Source organism: Mucilaginibacter kameinonensis (genome assembly GCF_003675385.1).
GTDB classification, from domain to species: Bacteria; Bacteroidota; Bacteroidia; order Sphingobacteriales; family Sphingobacteriaceae; genus Mucilaginibacter; species Mucilaginibacter kameinonensis.
In genome coordinates this window covers 331397-355057 of the sequence record NZ_RCWZ01000003.1, presented here as the reverse complement: position 1 = coordinate 355057, position 23661 = coordinate 331397, and the positions used below count along the sequence as shown (strand labels likewise).

Here is a 23661-nt window from a genome sequence, read left to right as displayed (position 1 = left end):
GTGAAATAGCGCCGCCCATGTTCTCGCTGTAGGAGAGGTATTTAAATTATCAACTTCTTACCTCCCGGCGCATGAAAAGACAATAAGCCAACGCGAAACAGCAGGTCATACAGGCTAGTAGCCCGCTAAACTGTGGCCATACGATCATCAGGCTTTGCGTGAACGGTAGCGGGGATGGAATCGCCCCCGCCATTTGCTCCATTGTCAGCGGGCCCAGACTGCGTACCGATGGCATTAGTAAGGTTGTAACAGAATCAGTATATAGCTGGTTAGGTGATATCCGCAGAATATTCAACACCATATCGTTGTAACTGATCGCCTGCTCTTGCGTGAGCTGCGATGTGTCAGGTAGCAGCGATCTTAGGAACAGGTTAACGATAATCTGGTAAAATATCGTAAAAAAAAGCCAAAGCCCTATTGCTGTGATCGCCGAAGTCGCAGTCTGTCTGAATACAATGGAAAGCATCATCGATAAACTGAGCCAGAAAGCGACGTAGGTGATGGTGATGAAAACAAACCCTCCGATCCGAAACAATTCATCGGGCTCCATCCTTACGCCCGTTAAAATGAGGCCGGCACCGATCATCAGCAATGCAAGAACAATAAATAAGCTGCTTATGATAAGCAACGCGCTGCTAAATTTTGCGAGCAGCAGATTGTCCCGGTAAACCGGCTGGGCCATCAGCCGTATAAGCGTTCCGTTATTCTTTTCTGAATTAATCGCATCAAAGCCCAGGCCAATACCCAGCAATGGTGCTAAGAAGCTTAAAAAGATATGAAAAGGAGGGATCGAGTTATCTGTTACCGTCAGCAGTTTGAGATAAAGTAAATTGTGGTCCGGATCATGTGAATTTCCGGTAATCGGCATGATGTTCGAAAGCGAGCTATACATGGCCGCAATAAATGTTAACACAATCAGCGCTATCAGAACGACGAAGCGCCAGCTGCGAATGTGGTCGGTTATTTCCTTGCTCAGCATCACGGCGAATGCACCTGCTTCAGACTGTTTTTTTGTAATCTCTTTTACTTGTGCCGGTTTCAAAATATTTTTGATAAATATCGTCAAGTTCATAATTCTTTTGATTTACACTGATAATGTTGCAATCATTTTCAACGAAGAAACGCACCAGGGCCGGAGTTATATTCCGGCAGCACCTGAACTCAATCGTGTTGCCTTGATAGGAAATGTCATCGATGGCCTCCCAGGCTTTCAGTATCGCTTCAAGCGGCCAGGGATGAGGTAAGTCGTTTTCCACGACAATCGAGGTCATGTAGCCGTTTTTGCCAAATAATTGCTGGGCTAAGCTTGCCTGGTTACCTTCTGCTAAAACCCGCCCCTCCACAAATATTCCGACGCGGTCACAGACCTGCTGGACATGATGTAAATGGTGCGAGGAAAGTAAAACCGTCAGGCCTTGTTCCCGGCTCAACTTTCTGATCAGTGCCAAAAAATCTTTTACGCCGGTAGGATCAATACCAAGAGTAGGCTCATCTAAGATGATCACCTCCGGGTCCTTTATGAGCAAATCGGCCAAACCCAGGCGCTGTTTCATCCCTCTGGAAAAGGTGGCGGTCTTTTTCATTCCCGCTTCAGCTAGTCCGACTACGTCAAGTACCCGTACTGCTTTGTCTTTAAGCTGCCGCTCAGGCAGGCCATTAAGCCTTCCGATATAAAGCAGGTTATCCAACGCCGTCATGTGATCATAAAAGCCGACGCTGTCAGGCATGTAGCCTACCTTCTTTTTTACTTTTATGGCATCACTCGTCGCGTTATATCCACAAACCGTAGCTGTTCCGCTTGTTGGTTCGGTTAGACCCAGCATCATGAGTATGCTGGTGGTTTTTCCAGCGCCATTGGGTCCAAGCAGTCCGAATATTTCTCCTTTATGGACTTGAAGGTTCAAATTATCGACCGCGAGGTGATTGCCATAACGTTTCGTTAGGGATCTTAGTTGTATAACAGGATCTTTCATGCGTACAGAAAATTATCTTCTTCCATATTTACGAATGAGGTAATAAACGATACCGACGGCAAGGAGAATAACGACCATACCTATCCAGCCAGCCAGAAGGGATGTTTTAACGGCCAGCCTGAAGGATACCTGGGAATTTGTACTGCTATTGGAAGCCGTGAAAGTAGCAGCGTAGTCACCGACAAGTGTCTTATCCGGGACCTTAAGGGTCAATATAACGTTCCGAGAATTTGACGGTTTTATCTCATTGATATTGGAAGGCTCGAAAGTTGCCTCCCATCCAGCCGGCAATTGACTGGATAGGTTGATATTGTTCAGGGATAAGGTACCGGAATTTTTTACAACCAACTGAAGCTGTTTTTGGCTTCCTGATGTAACCTCTTCACTCAATCTTCCAGTCGGGGTAGTTAAGCTTAAGCTGTATGTACCTTTGACCACTGCTTCGAGCGTCAGAGCAATGGTATCTTTACCGGTTATGGCGTGAATTGGAATTTTATATTTCCCTGGTCTGGCCTCCGGCGATGCATTAACCTCAACTGAGATATCCTGTGATTTGCCGCGATCAATATTGATTGAAGTTACCTGGCTGCTTTCGACTTTAAAAGTGATGACCCAACCCGCCGGGAGATTGGTCTGTAAGTCATATACATGCGCCGCATCGGATCCGTTCCGCAACGTCGTGCTGTAACGAAAGGTTTCGTTAGTGGCCGCTTCAATGTTAATGAGCTTTGCACTGAAGCTGGAACCTGACTTGGACTGGGGCGGAGATTGCTGCGCCCGGACATGGACAAACGTAATGATTGATACAAAGATCAGAGTTGTCCGGCGTAATACGCTTAGTGGTGGTGTAGATAATCTGGATAACATAATTCAACGACTAAAATGATTAATAATAGCTTTCAAAAAATGCTGAAAAAAAAATGGTTTAAGAGTTAAAAATTGACGGTCCAAATAAAAAAACCTATTTAAAATCTTACAATAGTTTTAACATTTTTTAACAAAAAAATTGAATGCGGTTACTGGTTCGCGGAGCATCATAATATGGAGAGCGTAGCCAGTTCGGCCACCAGTTTACTGATCGGACACGTGGCAGGTAAAACCGCAACTATTCGTGTCGGCTCAGGTGGCATTATGCTGCCCAACCATTCGCCGTTGGTGGTAGCTGAACAGTTCGGTACCCTGGAAACCTTATATCCCGGACTTATGACCTCGGACTGGGCCGGGCACCGGGCAGTGACCAGGCAACAGCGCTGGCCATACGTGGCCAGAATATGAATGCGGCCTTTCATTTTCCGCAGGATGTAGCCTCAGTCCAGCATTATTTTGCCGGTGATCATACGAACGGCGTTAACGCCGTTCCGGGTGAGGGTTTAAATATCCCGATCTGGATACTCGGTTCCAGCCTGGACAGTGCAAAGCTGGCTGCCACCAGGGGACTCCCTTATGCCTTTGCCAGCCACTTTGCGCCGGCTTATTTTTTTAAGGCCATCGAACTTTACCGGAATATGTTTAGGCCATCACGGTATTTATCCAAGCCTTACGTCATCGCTTGCGTAAATGTGGTAGCCGCCGATACCGATGCGGACGCGGAATATCTGGCCACTTCATTAAAGCAATTGTTCAAGGGAATTATTACCGGCAGGAGGGGACCTTTGCCTCCTCCGGTGGAAAGTATGGACAGCATCTGGAGTGCTGCCGAGCGGGAAGCCGCCATGCAGATGTTAACTTATTCATTTTTTGGCAGCAAAGCCACGATTCAAGCCCAATTGAATGACTTCATCAGCCGTTCGGGCATCAATGAATTGATGGCTACCTCGCATATCTACGATCAAAGAGCCCGCCTGAGATCCTACCGTTTGCTTGCAGAAGCTTTAAATGAATAAATTAGCATATGGAAGATTTAAAAAAACTCGAACGTATCGTCGAGGCGCGAATGAAACGCAAAGCGCGTTTCGAAGAGCAGATACAGTCTACGCCGTCGATGGCGGATGACCTGCCAAAAGGTTCAGGCAGACTCAATCAGTATGGCATGCCAACCATTCCGGTTGCCAGAATGCTACAGTCAGATGGCCCGTTCTCGACCTGGGTTACCATACCAATATTTCGCAGGAACGCTGGCGGCTGACCATTGATGGCGCCGTTGAGCACCCCGTGGTATTGACCTGGAAGGATTTTCTGACCTTGCCGCAAACCAACGATACTTCCGATTTTCATTGCGTCACCAACTGGTCGAAACTGGACATGCACTGGATAGGCGTTAGCCTGCTCGACCTGGCCGCGCTGGTGCTGCCCAAAGCCGAAGCCGCCCATTTGCTTTGCCACGGTTATGACACCTATACTACCAACATCGCACTGGAAGAAGCGTTCAAGCCGGATGTGCTTTTAGTTCACACCTTTAACGGCCAGCCGCTGCCCCTGGAGCATGGCGGCCCTTGCCGCATGATTACGCCGCAACTTTACGCGTGGAAAGGTGCCAAATGGATCAAACGCATTCAGTTCCTCACCGAAAATAAGTTAGGTTTCTGGGAAGAACGCGGCTATTCCAATACTGCATACCCCTGGCGCAATGACCGCTATGACGACTGATCAGAGCGCTGCCATTCGCTAATTCCGGCGTACCCGTTACCCTGCAAATGACATTGGTTTTGTTTTGGAGTTGCTCCCAGTTACTCAATGATCCTTTTCTGGAGGGCCGCTTTGATTCGTTTAATCCTTTTCATAGATATCAGAATCGTCTTCCAGCGTTGCAGGCATAGCCGCATCATCCCTGTTGCTGTTCGATCAATTTAGAACAGCGGACTATTCTCGCAGTCATTCCGGGCTGTTCTGATTTAATTTTTTAAGGAGTTGTTGAAATCTCTGTAATTCGCTGTAACGGGTCTTGGTGTATTTGTTTTGCATGTGCTTTCAACAACACACCGGCAAGGCAGTTTGCACTAAATAAAGACTGTGTTTGCCCTTTTAATTGGAGTGTTCATGCTTCGTCCAAACCAGTTTAGATACATCATAACCCAAAGCCTGGGCCTGCTTAAGGTAGGCAGTTTGGGTTGCTGCAGGCATAGATTTTTCCCGGGACAGCAGCCATAAATAGTTCAGGTTATTGCCGGCCACCAAAGCGTAACGGTAATCCGGATCAATCGCGATGACATTATAACCGGCATAGAACGGACCGAAGAAAGATACTTTCAGGCGGCCTGTCCCTGCGTCCCTGACGGGTTTGGCTTTCCCAATACTTTCTTTCCATTTTTGTTGGACATAGTTGTAGCCTTTGTTATCTACCCTGATCGTCCCGTTATCGTTAAGCGAATAGCTGGCACTGACATCAGACAGGTTACGCTCGAACTTAAAATCCATCCGCGCGACTTCATACCAGGTACCGAGATAGCGTTGTTGGTCGAAAGGCCGCACGGCTCTAGCGCCCTTTGGAATGGTTACACAAGAATTCAATACTACTGCGGCAGCCGCCGCGGCCACACCAGCAGCGAGACCGATCTTCCAGGTTTTTTGTTTCATTGAAGTGTAACAGATGAAGCGCCAACATGTTTAGCTATCCGATGTGAACTATTTACCTCCGGCTTGTTAAACGACCTATCGGATAATACTAAAATGAGGCAGATGATGAATGATTTTTTCCGCGCTGTTATAACGACCCGGGGCACCAACCAAGTGGGTGACGCCTCGTCAAGAACTTTATCAACCATGGCTGTTCAGGATAAGTGTTATGCTATAGCGTTTTCAAAATAATCAGCCTTCCGTCAGCGCCGTGAGTGGCCGGGCAACTTTACGATATAAATTGACTTTTTCCATGTTTCTAAATGATGTTAAATGATCAGCAAAACACAGATAGAATGAAAATCATCGGATCTTTCTCAGCACACGAAGCCCGTCTGAAATTGTATTTATCCCAAGTAGTTTGTCCCGGCTGAAAATATAAGCTGCTTTGTCGAAAAAGTATTTTAACTTCTGCGTTTTTTGCCCTTTCAAAAATTAGTAAACCGGCTTGCGTTCCTTATGCCCGCTGCTATCGAAACGGTCCGATTTGCAACAGAGTATTTCGTTATATCCTTCCAGCAGACGGATGTATTTTTCCATCCAATAATACATAGCCTGGTTTCGGCTCTCACCGGGTAAAGGATCGGCATCCTGGATTTTCAATGCAGACAGCGCTTCCTCATTTGCTAAAGCGGGAAATTCCCCGGAAAAGTCGTGCTCAATTACAGCGCCGATTTTTATAATATCGGCCATATCAAGAATGGGGTTTTTAAACCAACTGTACATGGTTTGCCGGCTAACCCTGATTTTTCCTGAAATTTCACTTAATCCTGTATGGCTCCGGCGTGCAACCGATTCCACAATTTCGCCACGATGGACTATTCGGGCATCTGCTGTGGTTACCGGACCTATCAGTCTGAGGGCTGTATCGCTTGTTAAAATCCCAACATTGTTCATATCGCGCTGAATTATTAAAGATGGCTTAGATTATGGTTTATAATTTTACAGATGAATTGTAACCATATAGCTTGATGAAGTAAAGGAAATGGAATTCTATGAATTAAGGGCTAGTAAGGGTTACCATCGTAAGTTAGGAATTTTTCCTCTTGCTCCTATTTCCAAGGCACGAATGTATCATAGAATGTAAATAAGTTGAGAAATATGTACATGGTTTAAACCATGTGTAAAATCTTTTTCTTGTGGAGTACCTTCAGTGATGCGGTTAAAAGGTGCGCGGGCGAAAAAGTAAAGCGTTTAGTGCGCAAGCAGGTTTAATTGATTGTCAACTTATTAATTATCATAAAATGAAACAAGGAACAGTAAAGTTTTTTAATGACACAAAAGGGTTTGGATTTATCACACCTAGCAATGGTGAAGGCGAAATTTTTGTTCACTCTACAGGGCTGATTGACAACATTCGCGAAGAATGTATTGTCAGTTTTGATGTGGAAGAAGGTCTCAAAGGCCCCAAGGCAGTAAATGTAAAAGTAGCTTAATTCACTATAACTTTATGTGAAGCACCTCTCTTAATAGAAAGGTGCTTTTTTATTGTTTAATTTAACAGTCACCCTCTTAATAATTTCGTACCAGGCATGGCTAATGGCACGTTTTTTAAACTCTCAAACGCATTTCCTTCCAATTTAGGCCACTTTTGCAAAAGCCCTTCAAAATCCCTGGCTACCTGAGGTAAATAGCTTACAAACAAACAGATCGAAAAATCCATTTAATAAAACAACTTGTAGTCTATGTCGAACACTTCACCGTTTTATTAATAGTAAATCCTGTTGTTTGTTCCTTAAATTACCTTCGTGATTTTTTTTTATTATTTTACGAGGCTTTGGACACGGTTTTGTAATAACTGAACCATTAAGCTCGCAGCATATGTCAAAAAAAATTCTGGTCATTGACGACGATGAGGATATCCTCGAAATACTGAACATCGTGTTCCAGGAATCTGGGTACGATGTTGTCTTATCCAACACGGGCGAGGCTGCGGGATATATCCAGGTGATCCACCCGGATCTTATTTTGCTGGATGTAAATATTGTAGGGTCCGGAAAGTCGGGATCGGAGATTTGCAGGGAAATCAAATCTAATTACGAGACTGCAAGTCTGCCGGTGATGCTGGTTTCGGCAGAAACCGATCTTGACCTGATCGCTGCAGGTTGTGGCGCTAACGCTTTTGTCAGGAAACCATTTGATATTTACGAGTTATTGATGCATGTTAAACAATACCTATCTTAGCAGAAAGAAATTATAGCTATGATGGAAAAACAACCTGGTGGCCACGCTCATAAAATCAGTTTGGCGAAAGAAGAACTGAAGTCGTTTTTTATTAGCCACCTCAATAAAATCTATGCAGCGAAAGCACATCTGGTTGCAAACCTTCCGGTAATCGCCGCTGAGGCCCATTTTAAGGATCTCCGGCATGCCATCACAGAAACGGTGGAGGACGTAGAAAAACAAATGGCAAGGATGGAACTGATCTTTGCTTTACTCGACAGCAGTATCGATCCTGGGAACTTCGGCGGATTAGCCGGTTTGGTAGATGATGCTTTTAAGGATATCAAACTGCACGCAAAAAAACACGAGTTACGCGATATGTCCATTTTGTTTTATCTGCACAATATTGAAAGCATGGAAATGGCATCATTTCAGATTCTTCAGATAGCGGCGGTCAAATTGAAAAATAACCAGATTAAACAGTTAATCCGGGAGAATTACGATGAAGCCAAAGCTGACAGGACGTTAATGCTGCTTATTGCTGCGAAGTACGTCACTTCAGTGGCATAGAAATTACTTGATTTCTGCTGTTTGAGGCTGTTTTTGTCTTTAAAAAAAGTCATACAAAAGGTTGCCTGATTTGATAATGATATTCATATGTACAAAAAAACAGATAGTAAGGTAGAAAAAAAAGCCTCATTCGAGGCTTTTCTTCATAGGTAGATTGATATATGATGGTCAGGCGATCGGGCCTGTGAATGGTAAGAGCATGAACAAATTGTAATGTGCCTCATTATGAACAATTTTAGCGAACCATCAGTCTCGGCAAACAGGCAGGTAATGTTATTTTCTCCCGGCTCGGTTTCTTCATTGTTAATATAAATGATGCCTATGTTGTTCATCATGCCAATTCCGTGCCATACATCCTCATTGGCCTGATTCGTGGTAGTTGTAAGTTGTATTCGGCTGCTTACCTTAGAAATAAACACCTTTGCGCCGTTGTAGCACACACAGAAGGCCCTTTCAAAAAGCCTGGTGGTCACCAGGCCCAGCCATCGTCATTCCGGCGAAACAAAATAAGTGCCGCAGCTATCAGTAGCAGGGTTAGCAACATTTTGGTGATCATTTTTCCTCCTGTAAGTTTTTTTGCCTGAATGTTTCCAATGCAATCAGCTTCATATTGTTACCCAGTTCTTCCAGCTTGCAGCATTTACTGCGGATCTTTTCCGGCAGGGCGTCAACGGTTTCGATGAGGTCGATATGGAAAGGGCAACGGTCGTCGATTGTTGGGTTGCCATCCAGGCTATCAAATAAATCGTAGGCTGATTGCCGGTCAAACCCCAGGTTAAATTCTCCGAAGGGTTCATAACTCCTGGGTGTTTTCAGGCTCATTAATAAATAAAACGGTGATTCCATGATGACTAATTACGGCCCCGGTTTGGGGCCGTGTGGTTTTTACGGTCAGTGGGCTTATTTAATTTCAATCTGTCGTCGTACGATTTTAGCTTCCTCTCGTTTGGCGATATCGACCTTCAGCACGCCATCGGTATAGGCCGCTTCGATGCTTTCCGCGTTTGCACTATCCGGAAGCGTGAATGAGCGAACCCATGAACTGTAGCTGTATTCGCGTTTACTATAGTTCTTTTGATTGCTGTTGCGCTCGCTCTTTTGCTCCACCGAAACGTTCAGTACGTTACGGTCAAGATTCAATTTGAAATCATCCTTTCGCAGCCCTGGCGCAGCCAGTTCCACGTGGTAATGGTCTTCAGTTTCACTAATGTTGGCCGCAGGCACACGACTGGTCAGGCGGTCGTTAAAGAAATTGTCATTAAAAAAAGAATCGAATACATCATTAAAGCCTGGGATTAATGAACCACTGTTTTTAACTGGATTAAATTTAACCAATGTCATAGGTCTTTTCCTCCTTAATAAATTAATGATTTGAAACTTATAATGTTAATTAAACTGGTCATGGGAGATCAAGCCGTATGCCAATTACGAAAACTGCGTTCGATGCTGCAAAAATTTCAGTTTTGATGAAAAATTTACAGCATCCCAATGTCAAAATTTCGCTGCGTTGATATTTCCGACATAAAACCTTGTTTCACTGACCCTGGGCATGGACCGATGACAGTTCAGTGAGGGACTACTTTAGATAAAGCATTGGCGTTATTTAACATGCTCGTCCGCTAAGCGTTCGTAAGGATGGCTTGTTTAGCATCCTGGCATACCAGATAGGTCCAGTGTCCCATAGTCTTTGCGATGGTACTCAGCGCTGTTTCGCTTGGATGATCTCCGACGTTGGCGCTGATTAAACATTGACATCCGTCCCTTGATATATTTTTGGCAGATCGTATGCCAAGCTGTTTTTATCAAATAAAGTTTGCCACCGTAGAGATCCGAATTCCCCAATGAATTTACTTCGCTTGTTCATTGATCATGGAATTAATTTGTTTCGTGAGATATTCAAGATCAAAAGGTTTCGCGACAAAAGTATCCCAGCCGTAGTGTCCCAAAGAGTCGATAACCCGCTGGTGGGCTGAAAGCATGATGACCGGGATATGTCCCGTTGTACGATGTTTCTTAAGCTGGGCGCAATATTCACCGCCGTTTATACCGCCTAACAGATAATCGATTAAAACCAGGTCTGGTTGTTGTGCTTCGGTCAGGGCGATAATGTCGGTGACCGTGTCGTAAGCAGCTACTTCATAGCCGGCAGTGGTTAACCATTCGCGCAGGATTTCTAAAATATCCTGATTGTCTTCCAAAATCAATATTTTTTTAAGTGTTTCGTTGATTGCTTTATTCATTTAGTAACCACATTCGCGTTTTGGAAGCTATAACAATAAGCCGTAGAGTTTGTTTAAAAATCCAGATTGCAAAACCATTTTGTGGTGCAGGTGTTAAATTGGTCGGAATTATTCATCGGAATACTCCCACGTGTTGTATTATAAGGCAAAATTCTTTTCTTTCCGGGAAATTAATATTTTAGCCCTGCATCTGCTGAACCTGGCATATTAATCATGATGTCGGCCTGTGTGTGCTTAATTGCGATACAATTACAGGTAAGTGCCGGTTAAAAATGATATGCTTGATGGCTAAGAAGACAACTTACGATTCGGAATTTTGCGGCAGTCTGCCCCTGAACTACATCAATGTGGTTCAATCTTACGGTTACCTGCTTGTCCTTGATCAGGTCAGTTTTCACATTCTCCAGCTCAGTGAAAATTGTACGGATTTGTTTCAGGAGGATTTTCATGAAATTACGGGTAAGGAATTGGGAAAGTTTGCTGATGTGGAACAATTAAAGGATTTGCAGCGACGCTTTGCCGGGCGTTCTAAAGAAAAAATCCCCCTGACGCTGAGCATCTCCGGCCGGCGGCTGTTGGCGCTCGCCCATTTCAAAGACGCTCTTATCATACTGGAGATCGAAGGCGCTGACCAGCCGGTTGAACGCTCTTTCACCAATGTTTATGAGGAAGTAAAATATGCCATGGCAGCTATCGAAGCTGCAGAGACCATAGAAGATGCCAGCCGGGCAGCCGTCCATGAACTACGAAAAATAACCGGGTTTAACGGGGTAATGATGTACCGATTTGATGAAGATTGGAACGGAAAGGTTATCGCAGAGGAGAAAGAAGGAGATTTGGAACATTATCTGGGCCATACTTTCCCCGCGTCGGATGTGCCTAAACAGGCGCGCGAGCTATATCTGAAAAATTCTTACCGTTTGATTCCCGACCGGGAGTATCTGCCGGTACGGCTTTACCCGGTGATTAATCCGGTTACCAACGCTTTTATCGATCTTTCCGATTGCAATCTGCGCGGGGTAGCCGCGGTGCACCTGGAGTATTTGAAAAATATGAACGTGAATGCATCCATGTCCATACGCGTCATATACAATAATACGCTCTGGGGACTGATCGCCTGCCATCACCAGACACCGCATTATTTAAATTTTGAGTTGTGTTCGGTGTGTGAGTTGGTCTCTTCTGTGATTTCCAACCGCATAGCCGCAATCTTAAATACGGATGTTTTCGAGCGGGAACGCGAACTGCAAAGGCAGCAGACCGGTTTGATAGCCCAGGTTTACGCAGCACATGATGTGCTTGCCGGATTGATGCCTGAACAAGGCATCCATTTCATGGCCGCATTCCGGGCGACCGGAGCTATTGCCGTTTATCAGGGTATTTATCATGTTACAGGCGATGTTCCTGAAAAGGACACCGTTGAAAATTTATTGCTTTGGCTTCAAAACAAAAATACGGACGGTGTTTTTAGTACCGATCGGCTGCCGGAGCTTTTTGACGAAATTATCCCTTTTACAGCCATTGCCAGTGGCTTAATGGCGATCCCGATTGATAAAGAGCGCGGTGAATACCTGCTCGCATTCCGTCCTGAAGTGGTGCAAACGATCAACTGGGGCGGCAATCCGGGAAAAACGATTAATTTTGATCCTGACGGTACCAAGTACCATCCGAGAGCCTCCTTTAAAATATGGAAGGAACAAGTTTACCAAACTGCCGAGGCCTGGAATAAACAGGAATTGGATACGGCGGAAAACCTTCGCACATTTATTTATGAGTTCAAAACAAAACAAGCTAATTATAATTAACGCGTGGCCAGGCAGACCTTAACATTTTCTGAAGGAAGAGCAAACGACCGCTATATCGTGGCCATTGGGGCATCAGCAGGCGGCCTTGAAGCGATTCACGAATTTTTTGACCACATGCCTGACAATTCGGGGTTCACTTTTGTAGTTATACAGCATTTGTCCCCGGATTACAAAAGCTTGCTCGCTGAACTGGTGTCCAAGCATACGCGTATGAAGGTTGTGGAAGCGGCTAATGACGAGAAGTTGCAGCGGAACTGTGTTTACATTATGCCGACAAAAAAATTGATGACCATTAAAGGAAATCAGTTGAAACTGGTGGATAAAGTAAAAGATAAGACACCCAACACCGCGATAGATACCTTCTTTTTCAGCCTGGCTAAAGAAAAGCGCGACAAAGCGGTTGCAATCATTCTTTCGGGCACGGGCACCGATGGGACCAAAGGTATAGAAGCAGTTAAAGAAGCTGGAGGCATGGTCATGGTACAGGAACCTGCATCCGCGAAATTTGACGGCATGCCCAACAGCGCTATTACTTCCGGCAACGCCGATTTTATTTTGCCGCCAGCTAAAATGCATCTGGAACTGCACCACTTCGTGCAGCAAAAATTTGCGCCCGAACTGGCACCGGATCAGTTGGACGACAACCTGATGAACGAATTGTTTCAGTTAGTTAGCCAGAACAGCGACCAGGATTTTAATTTATATAAAACGCCGACCATACTCCGCCGAATCGCCCGGCGTATGGCTGCGGTGGAAGTCACAAATATCAGGGACTACGTGGCGCTTCTTCACCAGGATGCCGGGGAAGTAACCTTACTTGCCAAAGATTTCCTGATTGGGGTCACCAAATTTTTTCGTGATAAAGCGGCATTCGAAGTATTGGCCAAAGACATTATCCCGGAACTGATTCGTCAGAAGCAGGAAGGTGACCTGCTTAAAGTCTGGGTTTGTGCCTGCAGCACCGGGGAGGAGGCTTACTCTGTCGCGGTGTTGATCAATGATTGTTTAATGCAGGCCGGTAAGAGCCTGGAGGTAAAGATTTTTGCGACCGACGTAGATGAGAAAAGCATCGAGATCGCCGGGAGGAATATTTATCCGCTGACAGTGGCTAAAGAAATACCTCCAGCCTTACTCAAAAAATATTTTGTAAAAGACCGCAAAGGCTATTCTGTTATTCCCTCTATCCGTAAACAGATCGTGTTCGCGCGGCACAATGTGATTAAGTCGCCGCCCTTCATTAAAAACGACTTGGTGACCTGCCGCAATATGTTGATCTATATGAATAGCCTCCTGCAACAAAAAGTGGTGGCTACGTTTCATTATGCACTTAATAATGGTGGTTTTTTGTTCCTGGGCTCCAGCGAGAATGCAGCCAGTATAAAGGAAGGAATAACCGAGATCAGCAGCAAATGGAAGGTCTATCAGAAATCAGGGACCATCAGTTACGGCCTGCATCATACCTACACGGCAGCTACGCCATCGTTGAAAGTACCGGAGAAAAAAGTGGCCAAACTTGTTTCGCAAGTAAAAACCATAGAACACGATTTCCTGGAGTTGGTCACCGAAGAATTTGATGCCGCTGCTATTTTTATTGACAAAAGCTTCACGGTCAGGGATACTATAGGTAATTACCGCAGGTACCTGAATTTACCTGAGAAAAAGCTGGACCTGAATATCCTTAACCTGGTAGGCCGCGATGTGGCGCTGTTATTGAATACCGCCATCCGCCGGGCATGGAAGGAGAATAAAAAGACTTATTTAAATAAAATCCGTGTTAAAAGGGAATCAGAGGAAATGTTCCTGCAGATCACTGTAAAACCTCCCGTGGACAATGGCTCCGATGCTCGCACCTTATTGATGTTCACGGAAACGCAGGCCGAGCCCGGAACAAAAGAAGGCATCGCTCTGCCGGTCATGGGAACAGCGCAACAGCAAGAGCATATTCTCGAAGTGGAAGCCGAACTGAACGAAACCCGCGCCAATCTGCAAATGGCGATGGAGGAGATGGAAACCACCAACGAGGAGCTGCAATCCAGCAATGAAGAATTGCTGTCGGCAAATGAAGAACTGCAATCAGGAAATGAAGAGCTGCAAAGCCTGAACGAAGAACTACATACACTGAACACCGAACATCAAGTCAAGATTCGCGAATTGGTTGAACTGAACGATGACCTGGACAACTATTTTAAGAGTACTGACATCGGCCAGATCTTTATCGACGCTGGCATGCGAATCCGTAAATTCAATCCGGCGGCTGTGAAGATCGTTAACCTGATCGACGCTGACGTAGGGCGACCGATCAGCCATATTTCCAGTAACATTCAATACGACCAGCTGGTGAATGATATCCATACGGTATTGTCAAATGAACGGGTAGTAGAAAAGGAAGTCAGGGTAAAAGATGGTAAAAACTACCTGATGCGCATAATGCCTTACATCCGGAAAGATCGACAGCGGGATGGGGTGGTGATCACCTTTATTGATATTTCGGTGGTAACGGAACTGAATAATATAATTTCCGGCGTATTCAATGCCAGCTCGGCTGCGATCCTCGCTTTCAAGGGAGAACGCAACCACACCGGCAAGATCACTGATTTCAAATGTATCGCTTATAACAGCGCTGCATTAGCTTTGTCGGAAAAGCAGGCGGAGCAGATGGATGAACAACCTTCTGTCAAGGCTTTCCCTGATCTGTATCAAACCATTACTTTTGAACAGTTTGCCAAGGTAGCGGAGGGCGGAAAGCCATTGCAAACCGAGCTTCAGACTGTTAACAATCAGTGGTATCAGGTCGTTACAGCTAAAATGGACGATGGCTTCGTGATTAGTCTGACGGACATAACCGACAGGCGCAATGCGGAACAAAAACTACGCAGGAATTATCACGAACTGATTACAGCCCGCGAGGGCCTGAAAACCTTAAACAATCAGTTGGAGGACCGGGTTTTTGAGCGTACACGCAAACTTACAGAAAGCGAAGAACGTTTCAACTTGGTTGCTAAGGCCACTAATGACACGATCTGGGACTGGAACCTGATCAATAATACCATTTGGCGCAGTGAAAACTTCACGCTCATGTTTGGCTATGAGCGCAACGACGACACTAACCGTATCGGTTTTTGGTTCGATAAGATTCATCCCGATGACCGGCAGTGGGTACAGGATGGAGTTTATAAGGCCATTAATCACCATGAAAAAAACTGGTCAGCGGAATACCGTTTCCTGAAAGCTGACGATACGTATGCTTATATACTTGACCGGGGGAGTATACTCGAAGATGAATTCCGTACACCTTATCGCCTTGTCGGATCAATTATAGATATCACGAAACAAAAGGAAACCGAAAATAACCTCATCAAGGCTCAGGCAGCGACAGAAGAACTAATGCGTAAAAAGGATGAGTTTATGAGCGTTGCGAGCCACGAATTGAAAACTCCGGTTACCAGTCTGAAAGGTTCGTTGCAAATTCTACAGCGAATGGCTGCCGGAATGGATAAGAAAGATCCAATGGTATCTTTCATCGACAAAGCTGAAAAACAAACCGGTAAACTTACGGTCTTGTTGGATGATCTGCTGGACGTAACCAAGATTCAGGAAGGCAAGCTGCAATTGAACTACGAGCGTTTTGATGCGATAGCTATGGTGCGTGAGAGTATTGAGGAGGTTCGGGCACAGGGTGGTGCCCATAACTTGGTGTTTGAATACGCGGAGAGGGCCGAGATTACTGCCGACCGGGCCCGCCTGGAACAGGTGATCAATAATTTTCTGACCAATGCCATAAAATATTCGCCCAATAATGATCGGGTTGAAATTCGATGCGGAATAGCCGGTGGGCAATTCTGCGTAAAGGTCAAAGATTTCGGAATAGGTATACCTGAGAATAAACGTGAATTTCTGTTTGACCGCTTTTATCGTGTGCAGGAATCATCCACGCACTTTGCGGGTTTAGGACTCGGATTGTACATTTGTTCAGAAATCGTCAGGCGGCATCACGGTAAGATAGGAGTCGAAAGTCAGGAGGGGAAAGGCTCGACGTTCTGGTTTAGTGTACCCGTTCAAATTTAATAGTTCAGCTGTTTATAAAACCGGAGTTAATATTACCGGTTTGCATCCCGGAATATTATGTTTTCAGATAGGGCTCGGCTCGCTGATCAAAAGCAGGGGCCTGTTCAGGAATAATAGCATGACTTCGATGTAAACGCTATCGTTTGAGATTTCCCGGGCAGAAAAGGACACTATGGCATTTCCGCTCTGACTTCGAATGGTCTAAATTCGGATGAACAAGTATTTTGCATGAACGATACAGGCAAAACATGCTGTCGGTTTGCCTGCCACAGGATAAACTGGTCTCATGACGACCTATACGAACCTGTTTTATTATAGCTAATTCTTAGTCGCAGGGAAAGGGGGGTATGATCAGCAAGTTGGGCTTGAGCAATTTGTGGCGAGATTTAACAGCAGTGTCGCTGGCTGATCAATAATGATAAACCAGAGAGCGGGCAGAGATTTTAGAGAGCCGGTTGACCTGGAAGTTTGTTCGGAAAAACGTACAGAAAAAAGGGAAACCTTCCGCCTCTATCCTGTATAAAGTTATGGCATGATATTATATGTATAAATAGCGTCCAATAATCACGCGAATTTTTTATAGTTTACTTTGGCTATTCGAAAACACTTACCCCAGTTACTACTGATCTTCGGCCTCTCCATTCTGCTCGGCTTTGAGGGTTTTTTCAGTTACCGGTTACACGACCTATCGGCCAGGCAGGAAATGATCAAGCTGGATCATTCCACGGTCAATAGTATTTCTTATGGCTTATTGTCCGTTGATCAATGGCGGGACGAGGTCGCGGGGATCGTGAACAGGCAGGTGAAACATTTCAAACTGACACCCAAACAAAAACAGGAATTACAAGCGGAAGTGGAATCTGTGCTTTACGCGCTCATCAACAAGGCCGAAGCCATGGTGGAGAAGAAGCCGCAAAGCCTGGCCGGAAAAATCCGCAAACTGGCCATTAAGACTTTTGTTAAAACCGATAAGATCAAGGCGCAGGTTCCGGATTTCGCCAGTAAGATCATCGCCAAGGCTGACAACCCGAATCAAAAGAATAAGCTGAGCAACCTGGCGATGGGTAAATTTACCCAGCTGCAGCACACTGAAACCATAGACAGTACTTTGCGGGCCAATCGTGCCATCATTGACAGGATGTACCGTAAATACCAGGTACATTCCAAAGAACAGTTGAATGAAAAGCTGGACCAGATGTTGGAAGAGATCCGTGTGGCTATGTATCGTTATTGTTTCCTGATGCTGGGCTGTATCCTCGCCGTATTGGCTTTATGGTGGGTTTTGCGGAAGCGAACCGAATTGCATGGGACGCTGTTCATCCTGTCCCTGTTATTCGCTTTTATATTACTGGCGGTTGGATTAAGCGCTTCGATGATCGAGGTGGACTGCCGGATCAAAGCGCTTGATTTTGTGCTGCTGGGCGAGCATGTCTCCTTTAAAGACCAAGTACTTTTTTATGAGAGTAAAAGCATCCTGGGCGTGGTAGAGGTCTTAATAAAACAGCCCGCTGCCGACTCTATCGCTGTCGGTGTACTCATACTTTGCTTCAGTATCCTCTTCCCGGTTATGAAGCTTACATCTACAGGTATTCATTTATTAAGCAAGCGGCAAATAGCGGAAAATAAAGTGGTCAAATACTTCGCTTTCCAGTCGGGGAAATGGAGTATGGCCGACGTGATCGTGATCGCCATATTGATGACCTATATCGGATTGAACGGCCTTTTAGATAAACAGCTCGCCATGCTGAATATCCGCGGCCAGGACCTGACGCTGATCACCACCAATAATACGGCTTTGCAGCCCGGCTATATTATCTTTATCAGTTTCGTCTTGTACGGGCTGATCCTATCTACCATCCTGAAATACATTACCCCTCATGACAGCCATTAAAAAGAAATATACCATTTTAAATGTCATCCTGCTTGCCGGACTTGGTGTGTTGCTGGGCGGAGCGGCCTATTCGGGTTACCGGCTGGCCGGTATTTCCGCCGAACGGGAACAGGTTAAAGAGGATTACAGTCTGTCCAACAGCGTTACTTTCGGCTTGTTCTCCATCGATCAGTGGCGGGACCGGATCACTGATGTGCTGAGCAACCAGATCCAGGATTATCATATCACGAAAACGCAGCAAAAAGATCTCCTGCTGATGGTTGAAAAGGAATTGCATGAACTGGTGAGTAAAACGGTAGCCGAGATCAACCAGCCGCAGAAAGGACTGGTCGGCAAGTTGAAAAAACTCGCTTTTAATACATTGGTAGACTCTGCCGAACTGCAGGCCCAGGTCAGGCCTTTTGCCAAAACCATCGTGGCCAAAATCAGCAGCCCGGAGAGCGAAAAACGCCTGAAAAACATCGCCGGGAGCAAGGTCGACCAGTTAACGAGCCAGATCTATGACAGCGTAAGCGTAGCCAATTACGCGGTCACCAAATACGTTTATAAAAAATACAAGGTGTCTGATCCGGCTACCTTTAACCAGCGTATTGATCAAAGGCTCGCTGTCCTGAAAATACAACTCATCCAATACGTTTGCGTGATGCTTGGCTGCGTACTGGCGGCACTGGTATTGTGGTTTACCCTGCGCAGGCAGGTGCACCTGCAAACACCCTTATTCATTTTCGCGTTATTGTTCGCGTTCGTGATGCTCGTTACCGGCAGTCTGTTACCCGTCATCGAAGTGGATGCACGTATCCAGTCGCTGGACCTCGAACTCCTGAACGGGAGGGTAGAATTTAAAAATCAGGTGCTTTTTTATCAAAGCAAAAGTATCACAGGGATCGTCGAAACCCTCATCGCGCAATCCAAACCAGACGCCATTTTGGTTGGGGCGCTCATTTTGCTGTTCATACTGGTCCTGCCCTTATTGCGCCTGATCGCCAAAGGCATTTACGTACTCAGCCCTAAAAAGACAGGGCGTAATGGCATCGTCCGCTACCTGACCTTCGAACTGGGTAAATGGGATATGTCCGATGTGATGATCGTCGGCATGCTGATGACCTATATTGGTCTGAACGGCATCCTGAAAAGCCAGCTTTCCGGCTTGAATATCCACAGCGCATCGTTAAACGTGGTCACGGCGAACGGTACCTCATTGCAGCCGGGCTATTTTATATTCGCGGGCTATGTGTTGTTCGCCGCCCTGCTTTCTTATATTTTAAAACAGGTTTCACCCCATGACGGGATTTGAAAGCTTCGCGTAACATACAGCGCCGAACATTTCAGAATGGCAGTCAGCCTCTATTTCCACACCAGATGAGTTTATATATAGGTGAAAGCTTATCAGCAGTTTTGTTTTTGATCATTAGTCTTATTGAAGCAGCAGCTTATCAGTTATCATCGGTCCGTTTACACGCCATGTGCAGCTCGCTTCTTTAGACAAAAAAGATATTTAGCCGGGATCGCTGGTCAAGTTTGAGGAAACGCTGCCTCGGTACAATCGCAATCTCGGAAACAAATGCATAACAGATTACTAACATCAGGAGGCTCAGATAATGGTGGTTATGCGAACGCTGAAATAATTATTTAGATTTTTCGCTCTTCGCCGACCTTTTTAATGACAGGATTGTATCTGCGGTGTTAACGCTCAGAAGTTCATTGTTCACGTGTAACTTCCGCTGCTATCTTTTTAAGGTCTTCCTTGTTAATAATGGTCTTCTTTTCGTAGTGTTCCAAATGAAAGTTTTCCAGCTTTTGTAAAAGATATTGTAACGTGAATTTCTCACTGATAGTTAATCTGCCGGTGATGATCGTACCCACATAGCTGGTATGTTCGAATACCTGAAATAATAGTATTTTCCCCTTATCCGTAATCGCAATATGTTTACTTCTTTTATCCTTTTCATCGTCCCATTGTCTTACCAAACCGTGGGCGATCAAACGTCTGAGCACCTCCGTACCCGATGTTTTTTCCTGTAGATTATAGCTGATCAGTTCACTTTTTGACAAGTGGGTATGCGTTAAAAGGATTGCCAGGGCGGTAAAATCCTCGGCGGTTTGCAGGGGCGTGCCTTCCAGTGCTTTTTTTATATAAGATTTCGCGTAGCGGCTCATGAATACAAACAGGCGTCCGATATTATTATCGAGTTGATAGGCAATGTCCAAAGCGGCGTTGTCGTTGTCGCCAAACCTGACTTCACTACTATGATTGCGGCCGGAGGGCCCACCAACTTTATTCAGCAGAAAGCCTGTAAAATCCTGTATCGATGCTTCCCGTCCCTGGTTCTCTTCTTCCATTTCGGCCACAAGATTGATCAGTTGATGAATAAGTTGGTATGATTTCATGCGTTGGTAAATTTAAGCGTATCGGTTCATAGGTCGAATTTAGCCTCTTTTAATGAGTTCCGGTTTTTGTTTTTTGAACGCAGCGTATGCTGTTTGGTAATTTTTTTTTGTGTCACCATGCGGTTTGAGGCTTTTAAGCAGGTTGAGTGTTTTGATCAGACTGAGTTTGTATAGGGGCAGTTCAGGTGCATTGATGCCAAGCATGTCTGCTACCTCTTTACCGAGGAGGTATCGCATTAAACCCAATATGTCATTGGCCGTAGCGCTGCTTTTATTAACCGAAAGAATATGATTGGTCAGGGATTGTGCCAATTCCCGTCCATGGACGGAAACAGAGAATTGCCTTCGTTTAATTATAGTATCCAATTGCTGAGCCATTTTGGAATTTTCGGGGATCAGGTCTTCATTTAATCCGGACAAGTAACCTACCACTGACCAGATATGCATAAACGCTGCCTGATCTTCCTGGCTTACGCTGTAACCGAGCATTCGTAACCCGCGAATTACGATCAGCGAAAATGACAGGTTTGTTCCGGCCATGTCTTCCTGGTTGATGGGCAATCCCCAGCTGTCGTTCCATTTGCCGCTTTGCAGCGTGTAGTAACGAACGGCCGCATGCATGATCCTCACTTTTAAAATTTCTTCAAAAGCGCTTCCGTTTTTACTGAAAGCATCCGGCCCCATTACTTCCCAAACAAAAACAGCGGTATCAAAAAGCCTTTTGGTGGTTTGCTTGCGGATCAGCTCGGACAAGTATAGCACCATTGCACCATTGGCTGCATTATAACAATAGGGTAATGATAACAACCCAAGTAAACTCATAATGATCTCAGAGTGCCGGGCAAAGAAAACAGCGCCGGTTTTCATTAGCCGTGGCTGTGCCCACGTGGGCAGTTCTGTAGCGTTATCAATAAAGGCAAAACCCGGAAAGGCATCTTGTAATAAATTCAAATGTAAAGTACCAGAAGCGCCACCCATCCAGTCCTGTAATTGCTTTTTCTTTGCCGGATCGCTAAAAACATAACGTATAAACTCATCTGCCTGCGCGTCGCACAATAGCCGTTTACGGTCTAAAAGTTCATTGCTATATAAATTATGATTGATCATTAAAACATGGTATTTATCATGGCCTCTGCAGCCTGCCTGCCACTTTTCATCGCTGCATTAATCGAGCCATTCATCAAATAATCACCACAGGTGAAGCATTGGGCATTCACCAACATAGTTGTATAATCAGGTTCATTGGTTACGTGGTCGTCATTGGGCAGCGCATAATCAATATGGTAGGTTTTTAAATGCTTCCAGCTGACGGCTTCGGGATACCAGAGTTTCAATTCATTAACCACATTTTCCTGGAGTTCGTTTTGGTTGGCTTTAGAATGATCCCCGATAAGCGACAGTGAAATTAAAGTATCACCGTTTTTAGAGTACCCGGTAGAAATACGATCCATTACCGCTATGTTATTTACAATTTTTCCCGGTAACGTATTTAAAGCTATAAGAGGCTTTTCGAACGGTCTTTTTTTAGCGGTGAAATACATATTGCTCACAGAATGATGTTCAATTTTCGAATTTCTGTTACGTATGGGGGAACTTAAAGGATCGGTAGCGATCAAAACATAGTTAGCCTGATAGACAACCCCATCTGTTGTTGTTACCGAGCCGCCATTAACTGCTGATACATTTTGATGAAACAGCAGTTCCTGTGAAGAAAGGCATTCAGCAAGTTGTTTAGGTATCATGCCCATTCCTTTGGCAGGGATCGCAGCATTACCTTCGCTAAACATTTTAAAAACAAACTCAAACATTCTGCTGGAAGTACTTAGCCGGCCTTCGAGAAAGATCCCTGTCATAAAAGGGCGGAAAAACTGGTTCATGATCGTTCCGCTAAAACCTTCTTTTTTCAGGTATTCTGTAGTGGTGATCTCCGGTTCTGAAAATATCTCATCTATACTTTTACCAGCCAATTTTAGCTTTAAGCGGAGCATGCGTAGTTTATCAGCAAATGTAGCGGCTGAAGACAGCAAAGTGCTCACTATCGAACCTGGCTGCCTGGCCGGATCACCTAAAGTAGTGATACCATCCCTATTCAAAATAATTGCGCCGGGATTAAATTTGCATAATTCCAGCGTCTTGTAATCTAATAGTTTTTTGGCTTCGGGATAAGCTGTCAGAAAAACCTGGAAACCCCGGTCGAGCAGGTAGCCATCTACCTCATCTGTTCGCACTCTGCCACCCACTCCATCGGAGGCCTCCAAAACCAAAACCGATTTTCCGGCAGCTTTTAATATTTTGGCAGCTGTTAAACCGGCTATTCCCGCACCTATAATAATCACTTCCGCGTCTTTTTTCATCGCTTATGTATTGAAGTTGACATGTGTATTTAATAGATGAGGTTCAACACCGGGCTTGGCATAGGCGAGTTGCCCAACGGGTTGCGGAAGATAATAAGTATCCAAACCGGCCACGGTCATGGTTCTTGCTTTACCGTGATCAGCTGTTCCATCTTGACCGATCAATCCATCTTCTGTTAGGATATGAACTATTTCACCAATTACAATGGTTGTTCCGTTAACTTCCATATCAATCATCTCACGCAGTTCCAGCCCTATGCGTATGTTGGATGCTGTAACAAAAGGCGCTTTAAAGCCATTCACATAATGCTTTTTGAAATGGCAGGTATCAAATTCAGAAACGCCCGAAGGATAACTTGCGCTGGTTTGGTGTGCCTGCATGTACCATTCGGGCAGCACGTTATTGAGGGTGTATTGTCCTGTTGATCTGATATTACGCAACGTATCATTGTGCTCACGTTCAGGCCGGATCACCATTCCGATAAGCGGCGGGTTGGCACCCAAATGGAAAACAGAACTGATGATACACAAGTTGGTGATACCGTCATTGCCGGTTGTGCCCAAAAGATTCAAAGCCCGGTAGCCTATCAAACTATTGATCAGGCTTGTTCGGTATTGCTTTTCCATCCGATAGATCTGTTCGCTCTTTATATTCTGCAT

Annotated in this window: 23 protein-coding genes; 11 read left to right on the top strand and 12 right to left on the bottom strand. The window is 45.1% G+C overall.

Annotation, left to right across the window (positions count from 1 at the left end):
- Positions 1 to 49 precede the first annotated feature (49 nt).
- The 3 genes from EAH55_RS14680 to EAH55_RS14670 are packed head-to-tail and all read right to left on the bottom strand — an operon-like array spanning position 50 to position 2840.
- Positions 50 to 1072, bottom strand: coding sequence for an ABC transporter permease (locus EAH55_RS14680; protein ID WP_208644851.1), 1023 nt, complete (start codon positions 1070 to 1072; stop codon positions 50 to 52).
- Positions 999 to 1973: an ABC transporter ATP-binding protein gene (locus EAH55_RS14675; protein ID WP_121810329.1), complete on the bottom strand. Its 975-nt coding sequence runs from the start codon at positions 1971 to 1973 to the stop codon at positions 999 to 1001. Before EAH55_RS14675 ends, EAH55_RS14680 begins: the two co-directional genes overlap by 74 nt.
- Positions 1974 to 1985: 12 nt before the next feature.
- Complete coding sequence (locus EAH55_RS14670) at positions 1986 to 2840, bottom strand: COG1470 family protein (protein WP_121810328.1); 855 nt, start codon at positions 2838 to 2840, stop codon at positions 1986 to 1988.
- Positions 2841 to 3014: 174 nt separating this feature from the next.
- Here EAH55_RS14670 and EAH55_RS31405 point away from each other — a divergent pair, with 174 nt between their 5' ends.
- From EAH55_RS31405 to EAH55_RS31275, 4 genes are read left to right on the top strand one after another with little or no spacing between them, the layout of a single operon-like run.
- Complete coding sequence (locus tag EAH55_RS31405; RefSeq protein ID WP_262707301.1) at positions 3015 to 3248, top strand: LLM class flavin-dependent oxidoreductase; 234 nt, start codon at positions 3015 to 3017, stop codon at positions 3246 to 3248.
- On the top strand, positions 3164 to 3856 hold the full coding sequence (locus EAH55_RS14665; RefSeq protein ID WP_317127582.1) for an MsnO8 family LLM class oxidoreductase: 693 nt from the start codon (positions 3164 to 3166) through the stop codon (positions 3854 to 3856). Before EAH55_RS31405 ends, EAH55_RS14665 begins: the two co-directional genes overlap by 85 nt.
- Before the next feature lie 8 nt (positions 3857 to 3864).
- A complete protein-coding gene (locus EAH55_RS31280; RefSeq protein ID WP_244228210.1) occupies positions 3865 to 4098 on the top strand; it encodes a hypothetical protein in 234 nt (77 codons plus the stop codon).
- A gap of 32 nt (positions 4099 to 4130) precedes the next feature.
- Positions 4131 to 4559: a molybdopterin-dependent oxidoreductase gene (locus EAH55_RS31275; protein WP_244228208.1), complete on the top strand. Its 429-nt coding sequence runs from the start codon at positions 4131 to 4133 to the stop codon at positions 4557 to 4559.
- Between the two features lie 375 nt (positions 4560 to 4934).
- On the opposite strand, the gene EAH55_RS14655 is transcribed toward EAH55_RS31275, so the two are convergent.
- Together EAH55_RS14655 and EAH55_RS14650 are read right to left on the bottom strand one after the other, a co-directional pair.
- Positions 4935 to 5381 (bottom strand): lipocalin family protein, encoded by a 447-nt coding sequence (locus EAH55_RS14655; protein ID WP_244228207.1) that lies wholly within the window; start codon positions 5379 to 5381, stop codon positions 4935 to 4937.
- A 579-nt stretch (positions 5382 to 5960) separates the two neighbouring features.
- Positions 5961 to 6422, bottom strand: coding sequence for a hypothetical protein (locus EAH55_RS14650; protein ID WP_121810326.1), 462 nt, complete (start codon positions 6420 to 6422; stop codon positions 5961 to 5963).
- Positions 6423 to 6769: 347 nt separating this feature from the next.
- On the opposite strand from EAH55_RS14650, the gene EAH55_RS14645 reads away from it, so the two are divergent.
- The 3 genes from EAH55_RS14645 (at position 6770) to EAH55_RS14635 (ending at position 8258) form a co-directional block, all read left to right on the top strand.
- Positions 6770 to 6961 (top strand): cold-shock protein, encoded by a 192-nt coding sequence (locus EAH55_RS14645; RefSeq protein ID WP_121810907.1) that lies wholly within the window; start codon positions 6770 to 6772, stop codon positions 6959 to 6961.
- Positions 6962 to 7346: 385 nt separating this feature from the next.
- Positions 7347 to 7709, top strand: a complete 363-nt coding sequence (locus EAH55_RS14640; RefSeq protein ID WP_091211869.1) for a response regulator — start codon at positions 7347 to 7349, stop codon at positions 7707 to 7709.
- Positions 7710 to 7727: 18 nt separating this feature from the next.
- Complete coding sequence (locus EAH55_RS14635) at positions 7728 to 8258, top strand: DUF892 family protein (protein WP_091211776.1); 531 nt, start codon at positions 7728 to 7730, stop codon at positions 8256 to 8258.
- 552 nt (positions 8259 to 8810) lie between these two features.
- Here EAH55_RS14635 and EAH55_RS14625 read toward each other — a convergent pair.
- The 3 genes from EAH55_RS14625 to EAH55_RS14615 all read right to left on the bottom strand — a co-directional run bounded on the left by EAH55_RS14625 (position 8811) and on the right by EAH55_RS14615 (position 10498).
- Positions 8811 to 9104: a hypothetical protein gene (locus EAH55_RS14625; RefSeq protein WP_121810324.1), complete on the bottom strand. Its 294-nt coding sequence runs from the start codon at positions 9102 to 9104 to the stop codon at positions 8811 to 8813.
- A 54-nt stretch (positions 9105 to 9158) separates the two neighbouring features.
- Positions 9159 to 9599 carry an Hsp20/alpha crystallin family protein gene (locus EAH55_RS14620; RefSeq protein WP_121810323.1) on the bottom strand — a complete coding sequence of 147 codons (441 nt, stop codon included), beginning with the start codon at positions 9597 to 9599 and terminating at the stop codon, positions 9159 to 9161.
- Positions 9600 to 10105: 506 nt separating this feature from the next.
- On the bottom strand, positions 10106 to 10498 hold the full coding sequence (locus EAH55_RS14615; protein ID WP_121810322.1) for a response regulator: 393 nt from the start codon (positions 10496 to 10498) through the stop codon (positions 10106 to 10108).
- A gap of 284 nt (positions 10499 to 10782) precedes the next feature.
- Between EAH55_RS14615 and EAH55_RS14610 the strand changes: the two genes are divergently transcribed.
- From EAH55_RS14610 to EAH55_RS14595, 4 genes are all read left to right on the top strand, one after another.
- Positions 10783 to 12303, top strand: coding sequence for a GAF domain-containing protein (locus EAH55_RS14610; protein ID WP_121810321.1), 1521 nt, complete (start codon positions 10783 to 10785; stop codon positions 12301 to 12303).
- 3 nt (positions 12304 to 12306) lie between these two features.
- Positions 12307 to 16368: a chemotaxis protein CheB gene (locus EAH55_RS14605; RefSeq protein ID WP_262707300.1), complete on the top strand. Its 4062-nt coding sequence runs from the start codon at positions 12307 to 12309 to the stop codon at positions 16366 to 16368.
- A 589-nt stretch (positions 16369 to 16957) separates the two neighbouring features.
- Positions 16958 to 18259, top strand: coding sequence for a paraquat-inducible protein A (locus EAH55_RS14600; RefSeq protein WP_244228204.1), 1302 nt, complete (start codon positions 16958 to 16960; stop codon positions 18257 to 18259).
- On the top strand, positions 18246 to 19553 hold the full coding sequence (locus tag EAH55_RS14595; RefSeq protein WP_121810320.1) for a paraquat-inducible protein A: 1308 nt from the start codon (positions 18246 to 18248) through the stop codon (positions 19551 to 19553). Before EAH55_RS14600 ends, EAH55_RS14595 begins: the two co-directional genes overlap by 14 nt.
- 404 nt (positions 19554 to 19957) lie before the next feature.
- Here the strand turns inward: EAH55_RS14595 and EAH55_RS14590 are convergent, their stop codons facing one another.
- Genes EAH55_RS14590 through EAH55_RS14575 form a run of 4 tightly spaced genes read right to left on the bottom strand, consistent with a single transcriptional unit; the run spans position 19958 to position 23661 of the window.
- Positions 19958 to 20647: a MarR family winged helix-turn-helix transcriptional regulator gene (locus EAH55_RS14590; protein WP_121810319.1), complete on the bottom strand. Its 690-nt coding sequence runs from the start codon at positions 20645 to 20647 to the stop codon at positions 19958 to 19960.
- 39 nt (positions 20648 to 20686) lie between these two features.
- Positions 20687 to 21754, bottom strand: coding sequence for an oxygenase MpaB family protein (locus EAH55_RS14585; RefSeq protein WP_121810318.1), 1068 nt, complete (start codon positions 21752 to 21754; stop codon positions 20687 to 20689).
- Positions 21754 to 23001 carry an NAD(P)/FAD-dependent oxidoreductase gene (locus EAH55_RS14580; RefSeq protein ID WP_112575288.1) on the bottom strand — a complete coding sequence of 416 codons (1248 nt, stop codon included), beginning with the start codon at positions 22999 to 23001 and terminating at the stop codon, positions 21754 to 21756. Before EAH55_RS14580 ends, EAH55_RS14585 begins: the two co-directional genes overlap by 1 nt.
- Positions 23002 to 23004: 3 nt before the next feature.
- Positions 23005 to 23661, bottom strand: a complete 657-nt coding sequence (locus EAH55_RS14575) for a flavin reductase family protein (RefSeq protein WP_121810317.1) — start codon at positions 23659 to 23661, stop codon at positions 23005 to 23007.

Coding starts and splice junctions, on each gene's coding strand:
- EAH55_RS14645 (WP_121810907.1), top strand. CDS start 6,770: ATGAAACAAGGAACAGTAAAGTTTTTTAATGACACAAAAGGGTTTGGA.
- EAH55_RS14625 (WP_121810324.1), bottom strand. CDS start 9,104: ATGGAATCACCGTTTTATTTATTAATGAGCCTGAAAACACCCAGGAGT.
- EAH55_RS31405 (WP_262707301.1), top strand. CDS start 3,015: ATGGAGAGCGTAGCCAGTTCGGCCACCAGTTTACTGATCGGACACGTG.
- EAH55_RS14670 (WP_121810328.1), bottom strand. CDS start 2,840: ATGTTATCCAGATTATCTACACCACCACTAAGCGTATTACGCCGGACA.
- EAH55_RS14595 (WP_121810320.1), top strand. CDS start 18,246: ATGACAGCCATTAAAAAGAAATATACCATTTTAAATGTCATCCTGCTT.
- EAH55_RS14585 (WP_121810318.1), bottom strand. CDS start 21,754: ATGATCAATCATAATTTATATAGCAATGAACTTTTAGACCGTAAACGG.
- EAH55_RS14575 (WP_121810317.1), bottom strand. CDS start 23,661: ATGCAGAATATAAAGAGCGAACAGATCTATCGGATGGAAAAGCAATAC.
- EAH55_RS14680 (WP_208644851.1), bottom strand. CDS start 1,072: ATGAACTTGACGATATTTATCAAAAATATTTTGAAACCGGCACAAGTA.
- EAH55_RS14590 (WP_121810319.1), bottom strand. CDS start 20,647: ATGAAATCATACCAACTTATTCATCAACTGATCAATCTTGTGGCCGAA.
- EAH55_RS14580 (WP_112575288.1), bottom strand. CDS start 23,001: ATGAAAAAAGACGCGGAAGTGATTATTATAGGTGCGGGAATAGCCGGT.
- EAH55_RS31280 (WP_244228210.1), top strand. CDS start 3,865: ATGGAAGATTTAAAAAAACTCGAACGTATCGTCGAGGCGCGAATGAAA.
- EAH55_RS14640 (WP_091211869.1), top strand. CDS start 7,347: ATGTCAAAAAAAATTCTGGTCATTGACGACGATGAGGATATCCTCGAA.
- EAH55_RS14675 (WP_121810329.1), bottom strand. CDS start 1,973: ATGAAAGATCCTGTTATACAACTAAGATCCCTAACGAAACGTTATGGC.
- EAH55_RS14650 (WP_121810326.1), bottom strand. CDS start 6,422: ATGAACAATGTTGGGATTTTAACAAGCGATACAGCCCTCAGACTGATA.
- EAH55_RS14615 (WP_121810322.1), bottom strand. CDS start 10,498: ATGAATAAAGCAATCAACGAAACACTTAAAAAAATATTGATTTTGGAA.
- EAH55_RS14620 (WP_121810323.1), bottom strand. CDS start 9,599: ATGACATTGGTTAAATTTAATCCAGTTAAAAACAGTGGTTCATTAATC.
- EAH55_RS14610 (WP_121810321.1), top strand. CDS start 10,783: ATGGCTAAGAAGACAACTTACGATTCGGAATTTTGCGGCAGTCTGCCC.
- EAH55_RS14635 (WP_091211776.1), top strand. CDS start 7,728: ATGATGGAAAAACAACCTGGTGGCCACGCTCATAAAATCAGTTTGGCG.